8 protein-coding genes are annotated in these 11,374 nt (G+C 69.9%); 2 read left to right on the top strand and 6 right to left on the bottom strand.

Annotated elements, in window-relative coordinates; all coding sequences use genetic code 11:
* Positions 1 to 151: 151 nt before the first annotated feature.
* Positions 152 to 952, bottom strand: coding sequence for a GPP34 family phosphoprotein (locus OG520_RS02780; RefSeq protein WP_406012030.1), 801 nt, complete (start codon positions 950 to 952; stop codon positions 152 to 154).
* A 116-nt stretch (positions 953 to 1,068) separates the two neighbouring features.
* Between OG520_RS02780 and OG520_RS02775 the strand changes: the two genes are divergently transcribed.
* The gene (locus OG520_RS02775; RefSeq protein WP_406012029.1) at positions 1,069 to 2,685 is read left to right on the top strand and encodes a phosphodiester glycosidase family protein; all 1,617 of its coding nucleotides are present in this window, start codon (positions 1,069 to 1,071) and stop codon (positions 2,683 to 2,685) included.
* 54 nt (positions 2,686 to 2,739) lie between these two features.
* Positions 2,740 to 3,768, top strand: a complete 1,029-nt coding sequence (locus OG520_RS02770; RefSeq protein WP_406012028.1) for an alpha/beta hydrolase — start codon at positions 2,740 to 2,742, stop codon at positions 3,766 to 3,768.
* A gap of 253 nt (positions 3,769 to 4,021) precedes the next feature.
* Here the strand turns inward: OG520_RS02770 and OG520_RS02765 are convergent, their stop codons facing one another.
* The 5 genes from OG520_RS02765 to OG520_RS02745 all read right to left on the bottom strand — a co-directional run bounded on the left by OG520_RS02765 (position 4,022) and on the right by OG520_RS02745 (position 11,311).
* Positions 4,022 to 4,480, bottom strand: a complete 459-nt coding sequence (locus OG520_RS02765; RefSeq protein ID WP_266430847.1) for a CBS domain-containing protein — start codon at positions 4,478 to 4,480, stop codon at positions 4,022 to 4,024.
* Between the two features lie 264 nt (positions 4,481 to 4,744).
* Positions 4,745 to 5,752: a 2,3-diaminopropionate biosynthesis protein SbnA gene (gene sbnA / locus OG520_RS02760; protein WP_406016408.1), complete on the bottom strand. Its 1,008-nt coding sequence runs from the start codon at positions 5,750 to 5,752 to the stop codon at positions 4,745 to 4,747.
* Positions 5,753 to 5,961: 209 nt separating this feature from the next.
* Positions 5,962 to 7,032 carry a 2,3-diaminopropionate biosynthesis protein SbnB gene (gene sbnB, locus OG520_RS02755; RefSeq protein ID WP_406012027.1) on the bottom strand — a complete coding sequence of 357 codons (1,071 nt, stop codon included), beginning with the start codon at positions 7,030 to 7,032 and terminating at the stop codon, positions 5,962 to 5,964.
* Positions 7,029 to 8,033, bottom strand: a complete 1,005-nt coding sequence (locus OG520_RS02750) for a TauD/TfdA family dioxygenase (protein ID WP_406012026.1) — start codon at positions 8,031 to 8,033, stop codon at positions 7,029 to 7,031. The genes sbnB and OG520_RS02750 overlap by 4 nt, the downstream gene beginning before the upstream one ends.
* Before the next feature lie 23 nt (positions 8,034 to 8,056).
* Positions 8,057 to 11,311, bottom strand: coding sequence for a non-ribosomal peptide synthetase (locus OG520_RS02745; RefSeq protein WP_406012025.1), 3,255 nt, complete (start codon positions 11,309 to 11,311; stop codon positions 8,057 to 8,059).
* Positions 11,312 to 11,374: the final 63 nt, after the last annotated feature.

Below are 11,374 nucleotides of genomic sequence, written 5' to 3'. Positions count from 1 at the left end.
CGCACGACTCGCGCGCCGCGTTCCAGCGGGCTCGTATGCCCGGCACAGTGCCTGGAGGCCAACGTCCCCTCCACGAGCCCCACACCCCGGTTCAAGGGGTGCGATGGGCCCCGGGCTCGGTCAGGAGCCGCGCGGCTTCCGGCTGTCGGAGTCACCAGCCGACGTGCCCGCCGCCGTGGTGGCCGGGGCCGCCTGCGCCGCCCTCGGACCAACTGCCCGAGTCCAGGTCGTGGCCGAGACCGTGGCCACCGGTGGTGAAGTCGGCATAGAGGTCACCGAGTTCGCCGATGAGTTGGCGGGTGAGGACATCCGCGCCGGTGGTCAGTGCCGCAGCGAGTTCCTCGTCGGCGACCGGGGCCGCTCCGGCGGTTGCGGGGGCGAGACGGTGCGTTGCGGCGAGGGCGGCCATACGGCGGCGGTCGGTGATGCCGCGCAGTCCAGGGTAGGCGGCAGGGGCGAGGCGCGCGGCCTGGGCGAGCACGGCAAGGGTGAGGTCGCGGTCGGCGGTGGACCTTGCGGATCCGGAGCGGACCACGCTGTCGAGGCGGGTCAGCAGCGCCCGGCGGCGCGGCAGGTCCACGGAGAGAACGTCGTGGCGGGTACGGCCGCTGGAATCGCGCCACCGACGGACACGGACCGCCTTCTGGTCCTGCAACCGGGAGAGGTACTCGACGGTCAGGGAGCGCGGTGTCCGGCGCAGCCAGTCCTTGAGGCCGGGCGGGGGAGCAGCCACGCCGAGACTGTGCAGGACATTGCTCAGGCGGCGGTCCTCGACGGGCCGGGTGTCCAACACCTCGATCCGCCGGCGCCCGACGGCGATCCGTCCGGCCCGGCCCAGATCCGCCAACTCCGAGGCCCGCAGGGCGAACCGGAGCCGGTCCTCGCCCCGTATCCGTATGCGCCGTCTGCCCGGAACCATCGCGAGCAGAAGCAGTTCATCCCCCGTGGTCATACGTGCCAGGGTAGGCGCGGCGGTCCGAGCGGGCGAGGCGATGGGCATGCACACGTCTTGACTGGTGGCCGCTGCCGCACGCACCGTTGCTGGGTCGATCTTTCCAAGGGGGGTACGTGAACAGCAAGTGGCTCGGTGCGTGTACGGGTCTGGCACTCTTCGCCGTGGTGGGCGCCTTGCCGGCGCCCGCCTCCTCCGAGCCGCGGCCGGGGCCGACGCGTGCCCTGCCGCTGGGCGCCGTCGGCTTGACCGAGACCCGCAGCACGCGGACGTTGCAGCCGGGTGTCACCCTCACGCGGATCGTGCGCGGTGCCGACGCCCCGGCGCTTGCGTGGACGGTCGAGGTCTCCATACCCGGCGGCGCCACCTCGCCGGACCCCGACGCGCCGCCGACGGCGCTGAAGGACCGGGCGAGCGCCGACGAACTGGCTGCCGGTTTGCAGGACGACGGCTTTGACGCCCGGGTCGAGGAGGTCGCGACTCCGGCGGTCGCCGACTACGCCGGTGGAACGCTTGGATGGCGGGTCCGGGTCGGGCAGTTCGACTCGCAGTCCACCGGGACGGCGGAGCGCACCCGGCTGAGAGGGTCCGGGTACGCAGGGTCCGTCGTGTACACCGGCTGGGACGGGAACCCGGCGGACCGCGGCCCGTGGCGGATCGACGTGCTCACCATCGACCCGGACCGGTTCCGCGGCGGGCTCAGGGCATCGTACGGTTCCGATCTGGAGAACCGCGAGAAGACCAGCGAGCTGGCAGCCGCCGCCGGCGCGACTGCGGCGGTCAACGGCGGGTTCTTCGTCCTCGACCCGAGCGCCGGAGCACCGGGCGATCCGGCCGGCGTCGGCGTCTACGGCGGCCGGCTGCTGAGCGAGCCGGTGAACGGGCGCCCCGGCCTGGTGATGCGTGACTCCGGCCGGCACAGCGGGGTCGCCCGGCTCACCTGGAAGGGACGGGTCGTAGGCCGGGACGCGTCGCAACCCCTGGACGGCGTCGACCGCGTACCGGGCTTGATCAGGAACTGCGGCGGCACCGCCGACGACACACCGACCTCGCTGCCCCTGCACGACGTGACCTGCACAGACCGCGACGAACTCGTGGCGTTCACGGCGGACTACGGACGGGTCACGCCACAGGGCGACGGCCTGGAGGCCGTACTGGACGCCCGCGGTCGGGTCCTCGAAATCCGCTCACCGCGCGGGGGATCGCTGCCGGCCGGCGGCAGCTCCGTGCAGGCGACCGGCACGCGCGTCGCCGAGCTGGCCCCCCTGGCGCAGGTCGGCCGCCCCCTGCGCATCGAGGGGACGTTGCGGGACGGCAGCGGTCGCAAGGTCTCCCCATCACCGGCGACCAGCATCTTCAATGGCGGCCCCGAACTGGTCCGCGACGGGCGGCTGCACGTTACGCCTGCCACCGACGGAATGGTGCAGCCCGGCAACGCGAGCTTTTACTACGGCTGGGTGCACAAGCGCAACCCGCGCACGCTGGCCGGGGTGGACAACGCCGGCAGGACCGTGTTCGTCACCGCCGACGGACGCAGCACGGATGCGCTCGGGCTGAGCATCCCCGAGAGCGCCGCCGTCGCCAGGGCACTCGGCCTGCGCGACGCGGTCAATCTCGACGGCGGCGGGTCGACCACCATGGTGGTCGACGGAGAAGTGATCAACAACCCGTCCGACGCGGCCGGTGAACGCCCTGTCGGAGATGCACTGCTGATCCTGCCGGACCGGGGCTGACCCGGCCGGTCCGAGAACACCGGAGCCAGCTACCACCGACCGCCGGGAGCCGCCATGACCGCCGTCCCGATCCGCCGACCCCGCCTCCTGCTCGTCCTTGCGGCGCTGCTGCTCGCCCTCGCATCGACCCCGCCGGCGCTCGCCACCGCGTCGGCCGTGCCACCTGCCTGGGAGGCGGGCGGGTCAGGGGTCCCGTCCCGGGGTGCCGAGGTCGTCGCAGTCACCCAGGTCGCCGACCGGCAGGTCGACTTGTCGGTCCGTTCACCGGCCCTCGGCGGCCGGACGGTGAACGTACGCCTGCTCACGCCCGATGGCTGGGACCCGGGCGACCGGAGCCGGCGCTGGCCGACGCTCTGGCTGCTGCACGGCTGCTGCGGGGACTACACGTCATGGACCGCTCGGACCGACATCGCGCGGACCGACAGCCTGCGCGACGTCCTCGTGGTCATGCCGGAGGCCGGCTGGAACGGCTGGTACAGCGACTGGTGGAACGACGGCCGGGGCGGTGACCCGGCGTGGGAGACCTTCCACACCAAGGAACTGCGCCTGCTCCTCGAGCACGGCTGGGGGGCGAGCAGGAACCGCGTCGTGGCGGGACTTTCGATGGGCGGCCAGGGCGCCCTGCTGTATGCCGCCCGGCACCCCGGGATGTTCAAGGCGGCCGCGGCGTACTCCGGTTCCGTGCACCCGCTGCTCAACGAGGAGTCGACGAACCGCATCATGGGGTTCTTCGCCGGCCAGGGCAACGACCCACTGAGGGTCTGGGGCGACCCGGTTGCGCAACGTGACGTCTGGGCGGCCCACGACCCGTTCCGCCTGGCCAAGCGCCTCACGCCGATCCCCGTCTACCTGTCGTGCGGTGACGGCACCACCGGCCCCTTGGACCCGCCGGGCACCACGAGTGCGCTCGAGGCGGACTTCAACAGGCAGAACCAGGCCCTTGCGAGCGAGCTCGAACGCAAGGGCGCGAAGCATGTGACCACCAACTTCTACGGACCGGGGACCCACGGCTGGCCGTACTGGCAGCGTGAGTTGCACTCCTCGCTACCGATGCTGCTCCGGGCTCTGAGGGCCAACGGCTGAACGGCCGCGTGCGTGCCGAGATCATCCGCCGTCCATCGCCGCCTTCAAAAGGCCCTTGGCCATCGCCACGCTCACCGGGCGTTCCCGCTCGGTGAGCGCGGCGAGCGGCCCGGCTCGCCGATCCGATTCATGGCGAGACGCAGGTGAGGCGCTCACCGAGTCCACTCGGCGCACCGACATGGTGGGGCTCTCTCGCCCCGTCGGACAGCACCGTTCACACCCTGGGCCGGCTCCTGTGGCGTTCGGCGGGACCTCAGTCGGTGGACCCGCCGGACATTCCGGCACTCGCGTATACACGGCTCGCGAACTCGGCGATCTGTTCGTCGCTCAGATTCTTCGCAAGATTTGCCTCCGTGATCATGCCGACGAGACGGTGGCCGCCCTGGACGTCGATCACCGGCAACCGCTTGATCTGGTGTTCCTCCATGGTCGTCAGTACATCGCCGGCGTCCGCTTCGGCATCGATCCAGTGCACCTTGGCCTTGAGCGATCCGGCCTGCACGGTTGCCGGGTCGATGCCCTCGGCGCAGCATTTGACGACGATGTCACGGTCGGTGATCAGGCCTGTGAGCTTGTTGTTGTCGCCGCAGATGGGTAGGCAACCGACGTTCAGATCGCGCATCATCTTCGCCACGTCGAACAGCGACTGGTGCGCACCGACGCACTGCACGCCGCCGGACATGATGTCTCGCGCTCGCAGTTTCTCAGCCATGATTTCCTCCCGTTCCGACAGCGTTGCCTCCCCCGTCATCGATCACAACACGAATGGCTCAACACCGCTCCTCAAAAGCGTCGGCGATACAGGGATCCCGAGCGTCGCGCCCGACCGGATCGGACCCGAGCGGCCCGAGGCGGACATCGGGAAGGGCCTGGTCGGTGCTGCCGGCTTCTCGGTCGGAGCGCCCGGGGCTCACGAACCTGGAGCTGGTGCGGGCTGCCATTGCGGCTGCCGGTCCGCAGGGTCCGGCCGACGGCCCTACCGTGTCGCCGGCGGGGGAGCGGCCGCCCAGGAATCGGCGGCCTCCTTGTCGGGGTCGAGCACGTCCTCACCGTAGAGGTCCTGCAGCCAGTTGGTCTGGTAGATGGTGTCGAGGTAGCGCTCGCCGAGGTCCGGGCCGACGGCCACCGCGGTGAGCTCGCGCGCGTCATGCCGGGCCAACCAGTCCATTGCGCCGCTGATCACCGTGCCGGTGGAGCCGCCGAACAGGAATCCGCGCCTGGCCAGACGATGGCAGGCACGTATGGTGTCCGCCTCCTCGACACGAATCACCTCGTCGACATAGGACTCGTCGAGCAGCGGCGGGCGCATGCTCATACCCAGACCGGGAATCATCCGGCGGCCCGGCGCACCGCCGAAGGACACCGAGCCGACGCTGTCCACCGCGATGATCCGCACCGGCCGGTGCCATCCCCGGAAGTAGCGCGCACAGCCCATCAGGGTCCCGGTGGTGCCGGCTCCGACGAACAGCACGTCCAGCCGCGGGAACTGACGGGCGACCTCCGGCGCGGTCGTGCGGTAGTGCGCCTTCCAGTTGCTCGGATTGGTGTACTGACTGAGCCACACATACCGGTCGTCGGAGGCGCACAGCGCGCGGAGGTAATCGAGCCGCGCACCGAGAAATCCGGAGCTGGCCTCCTGCTCGGCGATCACATGCACCTGGCTGCCCAACGCCTCCATCATCATTCTGTTCGACAGATTGCCGCGGGAGTCCGTCACACACAGGAACCGGTAGCCCTTGCTCGCCGCGATCATGCTCAGCGCCACGCCTAGGTTTCCGGACGAGGACTCGACCAGGATCGATTCCGGTGTCAGGATTCCATCCCGCTCAGCGGCCTCCACCATCTCGGTCGCGGCCTTCAACTTGATCGAGCCGGCGAAGTTGAAGCCCTCACACTTCAGGAAGAGCGCGTGCCCGAAGATCGACCGGAGGTCGACATAGAGATCCTCTTGGTTGAAGGCGTAGGGAGTGGATATGACGGGCACCATGGTCTCCTCTGTCTGGAGCAGAGCGCTTTCGGAACCATCCGGCCGTGGGCGGGCTCCTCGCTCGTGCGGGCGAGACCCTGTCTCCCACCGGTGGGACGGGGCCCTGTGTCAGCGGCCACTGTCTCGTGCGTCAGGACCGGCTGCGACGTGGCTGGTGGTCTCTCCTGGGATCAGCCTCGACGGAGCCTCCTGCGCTCTCGGCCGGCTCATCCGTACCGGCTGAGTTCGTGGAAGAAGTCGTCGACGACGTGCAACTCTCCGCAGCGGGCCACTTCGGTGTACACGTACTTGCCCACCGCGAGGTCGAGCACCCCGAGGCCGAAGGGCGAGAACACCACCGGCCGGTCCGTCGGCATCGTCACCCGCCCGGCCATCACGTCGCCCAACGTGCCGTGCAGGAAGTCCCGGTTGCCCGTGAGTTGCTCGGCCAGATGCGGCGACGTGTCGGCCTTGAGGCAGTGCTCGACGTCGTCGACGATGTTGGTCGAGGCGAGCAGGATCTCCGGCGCGAGGTCGCGCAGCGACACATGCAGCACCAGCGGATTGTGCGCGAACCATGACAGGTCACTGACGTGCGGTTGACCGGCGACCGTGGCGAAGACGACCAGGTCGCTGTTGCGGATCAGCTGCTCGGCGCTGTCGTGCACGGTGATTCGGCCGGGGGTGTCCGACTGCTCCAGGTAGCACCGGAAGCCTGCCGCGCTGTCGGCGGACAGGTCGTGTACGCCGATCTCGTCGAACGACCAGCCGGTGCCGACCAGGAAGGTGTGGATGTAGCGGGCGATCAAGCCCACCCCGAAGAACCCGACGCGCGTCGGTCGCGGCCGGTCGCGGCTGAGCCAGTCGGCCGCCGACGCCGCCGACGCGGCCGTCCGGGTGGCGCTGATGATCGAACTCTCCAGGCACGCGAACGGGTAGCCGGTGCCGTGGTCGTTGAGGATCAGCACCGCCGACGCCCTTGGGATGCCGGCCGTCACGTTCTCCGGGAAGCTGGAGATCCACTTCAGGCCGTCCACCCGTGTCTTCCCGCCGATCGAGGCGGGCAGCGCGATGATCCGGGAGGACGGGCGGTCCGGGAAACGCAGGAAGTACGACGGAGGGTTCACCGAATCACCGGCGTCGTGCACCCGGTAGGTGGCCTCGACCAGCTCCGTGATCCGCTTCTCGCATCCGTGCAGCGTGCGCTGGACCTGGGCACCGGAGATCACCGCGAACGGTGGAACGGTGATCGGTGCGACCCTTGCGGGCTTTTTCGCGGTGGAATCGACGGTGGTCATCGCGTGGTCACCTCCACGGTCGGCGAGCAGTCGTCCAGACGCACCGGATCGGCCATGGCGACGAGCACCTCGCGCGGTCCCTCGAAAGGCTCCCTGCTGTGCGCGGTGCGGACGTTGTCGACGACCATCAGGTCGCCGGCCTGCCACGGTTCGCGTGCGGTGTTCGCCTCGTAGACGCTGTTGAGCAGCTGCACGACGTCCTCGCCGATCGGGTCGCCGTTGCCGAAGCGGGTGTTGAACGGCAGCCCGTCGGCGCCGTAGACGTCCACCAGGTACTCGTGCACCTCGGGGGCCATCGTCCACTCGTTGAGGAACGCGATCTGGTTGAACCAGCAGCGTCGGCCGGTGACCGGGTGCCGCACCACGGCGCTGCGGCGCTGTCTGGTGCGTAGTCCACCGTCGGGCTGCCACCCGAACGTGATCGCGTTGGCACGGCAGTAGCGCTCGACGGCGCCCCGGTCCTCGGTGCCGAAGGCCTCGTCGATGGACGCGCCGATCTCGTCGTTGTAGCTGCGGGTGAGCAGCCAGCCCTCGCGCTCGAACCGCTCGGTCAATTCGGTGGGCAGCACGTCGAGCACGGTCGGTGAGTCGGCCACCGCGGTCGCCCCGCCTTCGGTGGGCGCGCTGAGACAGGCGAACATCATCAGGCCGGGGAACTCAAGCGTGTAGCTCAGTTCGTGGTGCATGCACATGGGCTGGTTCGGCGGCCACTTCGATGAGGAGTACACCCCGTCGGAGTAGGCCTGCCGGGGCGCGAAAGCCTCCTGCTCGGTCATCAGACCGGTGGCCAGCTTCGAGAAGACGGCTCCGGTCTCGGCCGCGTCACGCAGCCCGAGGCCGCGGACCAGGACCGACCCGTGTTCGGCGACGACTGCGCGCAGCGCGTCCCGGTGCTCGGCCGCCCAGGCCGGCGCGTCGCCGGTGACCTCGGCCCGCAGCCGTGGCGGTTTGCCGGATTCCAGTTCCACGTCGACCAGCGACGCCGTGGATGTGGACGACATCTCGATCTCCTTTCAACTGACACTCAGGAAGAAGCGAACAATTCGGTGGCCTGCAGCACAGCCTTTGCTGCCTCGGCCGGACGGGTACGCAGGAAGTAGTGGCCGCCGTCGGCGAGCTCGTGCAGGTCGACCTGTCCGGCCAGAAGTTGCCAGTCGCGGTACCGGCGCGGGTACTCCGCCGTGCTCGGGTCGTCCGCGGCAACGACCACGGTGACCGGCGCGGAGAGCTTCTGCGCGGGCGGGCGCTCCAGGGCGTCGGCGAAGTAGCGGTGCGCGGACACGCAGTCGTGCCGGTAGGCGGCGCCGACGTGCTCGGCGTGCCGCGCACCCAGCTCACCGAGCGCGGTGCAGCCGCCGTCCGTGCTCAGGTCCGCGGCGATCTCGGCGTTGCTCCGCCCGGTCAGCTCGGTGATGGTGGTGCGCCGGTCGTCGGCGTCACCGAGCAGTTGCGCGCCGAGGAACACCCGTTGGACGTCCACCCCGCGCTCCTGCAGCTCTCTGGCCGTCTCCACGGCCAACGCGGTGCCCGAGGAGTGGCCCCACAGCAGGACGCTGGTCAGGCCACGCCCGATGATCTCGTCGACGACCTGCTCGACCACCTGTGCCATCGGCGCGTGCGGCTCGTCCTCGGCGGCCACGTCGTGACCGGGCAGCTCGACGGCGTAGACCGCCGGTCCCCCCTCCGGCAGCGCCCTGGCCATCGGCTGGAAGTTCACCGCGTTGCCGCCGGCGTAGGGGAAGCACACCAGGGCTGCGGTCTGCGCACCGTCCGATTCCGACAGCGGCTGAAGCAGCCCGGCACGCCGCTCGGACCTGCCGTCGACCAGCCCGGCCAGATCGGCGAGGACCGGGTGGCGGGTGACGTCCTTGAGGGACACCGCACGGTCGAGGACGATGGCCAGCTTTACTGCCGAGAGCGACGTGCCGCCCCGGTCGAAGAAGTGGTCCCGCCGTCCGATCTGGTTCTGCGGGATGCCGAGCACCTTCGCCCATGCGGCCGCCAACCGCCGTTCGGTCGGCGTATCCGGCGCGCGGAAGTCGTGTCGGACGACAGCGAGTTCTCCGGCGAGTGCCTGCAGAGTCCTTCTGTCGATCTTGCTGTTGGCCGTCAGCGGCAGAGTCGCCCGCCAGTGAAAGGCCGACGGGATCATGTACGCGGGCAGCGACTCACCGAGCCGGTCCAGCACGACGTCGACATCGAGCGGCCGCCGACCGGAGTAGAACGCCACCAGGTGCTTGCTCCCGTCGGCCCGCTCGGCGACCACGACCGCACCGTCGCGAACACCGGGCACCTGCAACAGGGTGTTCTCGATCTCGCCGATCTCGATCCGGAAGCCACGGATCTTCACCTGGGTATCGCGGCGGCCGAGGAACTCCAGCTTTCCCTCGGGCGTCCAGCGGCCGTAGTCGCCGCCCAGGTAGAGCCGGGCGCCCTCACGATGCGGATCGTCCAGGTAGGCCTGCCGGGTGCGCTCGGGGTCGTTGACGTATCCGCGGCCGACGCAGACGCCGGAGAAGACGATCAGACCGGGGGCTCCGAGCGGCACCGGGATCAGGTGCTCGTCGACGACGTAGACGTGCACGTTGTTGACCGCGGGACCCAGCAGGACCCGGTCTCCGTCGGGCACGCGGTCCATGACCTCGTGGTTGGTGTCGTCCGAGGTCTCGGTCAGCCCGTAGGCGTTGACCAGCTTGATCCCGGGCTGGGCGGCGAACCAGCGCTGCACGAGCTCCTTCTTCAGCGCCTCGCCCGTGACCGACACGCACCGCAGGTCCGGCAGCTCACGGGGGTGCTGATCCAGCCAGGACACGACCACGTCCAGGTAGGAGGGCACGACCTGGAGGACGGCGACCCGGCCGTCGACGATCTTGTCGACGAACCGCTGGACGTTCAGGATCACCTCCTGCTCCACCAGCAGGGTCCGCCCCCCGACCAGGAGCCCGGACACCAGCTGCCACAGCGAGATGTCGAAGCATTGGGGTGCGGTCTGGGCGACCACCTGTCCCTCGCCGATCTCCAGGTCGTCGATCTTGGCGTAGAGGTGGTTCAGCATGCCCGCGTGCTCGCACATCGCGCCCTTGGGCTCACCTGTGGAGCCGGAGGTGAAGTAGATGTAGGCGAGCTGGTCCGGTGCGACGTGGAGGCCCAGATCATCGTCGGTGTGGTCTTCCTCGTAGGCCGCGCCGATGATGAGCTTCCGGACCCCGGGCAGTGAGTCGAGGGCCTGGTCGAGCGTGCAGGTGCTGCCGGGTTCGGTCAGCACGAGCCCGCATGCGGCACGGGAGAGCATGGTCGCGAGGCGGTCGGCCGGGAAATGCGGCTCGACGGGCAGGTACACGCCGCCGGCCTTGAAGACCGCGAGGACGGCGGCCATCCAGTCCAGGTTGCGCTCGGTCACCACCGCGACGACACCCTCGGGGCGCAGCCCCCGCGCCAGCAGGGCTCGTCCCACCCGGTTGGCGCGCGCGTTGAGTTCTCGATACGTCAGTTGCAACTCCCCATGCACCGCGGCGACGGCGTCCGGGTGTGACGCCACCCGCTGCTCGAACAGTTCGTGGAACCGGTGGTCCGGAAGTTCCCGGTGTGGACCGGCGAGTTCTTCGAGCTGGAAGTCGAGTTCCTCGGCGGAGAGCAGGCTCTGCCGCCCGTGCTCGGCGTCCGGATCGGCGGCGATCAGCGCGAGTGCGGTGAGGTGGTATCCGGCGATCCTGACGGCGCAGTCCTCGTCGAGCGCGTCGGTCCGATACCGCAGCCGCAGCACAAGGTGGCCGCCGCGTCGCGAAGACCCCACCCACAACTTGGTGTTACCGGCGACATCGCCGCCCATGCCATGCGGATCGAACACGACCTCGATCGACGGCTCGGCCAGGCCCAGTTCGCGCCTGAGCTCATCGACCGGGAAGTCCTTGTGCGCCAGCAGATCCGACGCGGCTCGATGGGCGTCCAGCAGCAGCGTCCGCCACGAGTCGGGCTCGGTCGTCAGCCGGCAGAGCAGCGGCCGACCGCCCTCCGCACTGACATATCCGGTCGCGACCTCGTGTTCGCCGGACAGCGCGGCGATCACCTTGGCGTGCGCTGCCAGCAGTACCGAGTCGAGCGGCACCGCCAGGTCCTCGGCCAGCCGGCCCAACGCCGCCGCGACGTCGTCCGGGATCGGCGCCTCGTGTTCGCCGACGCCCTTCACCGGGTTGAGCGTCCACCGGGGGATTTCGGTGAATCCGCCGGCGACGAGCACATCACGCCAGAATTCCCGGTCGGCCTGCGCTTGCATTCCCATCTGGCCGTCCCTCTCCATTCGCCTTCGCTACCGTGCTGTTCCGCGCTGACAAGGGCGGAGCTG

Origin of the sequence: Streptomyces sp. NBC_00984 (genome assembly GCF_045162475.1) — a bacterium.
GTDB lineage: Bacteria > Actinomycetota > Actinomycetes > Streptomycetales > Streptomycetaceae > Streptomyces.
Note: the sequence above shows the minus strand (reverse complement) of the source record. Positions and strands in the feature narration are given on the sequence as shown.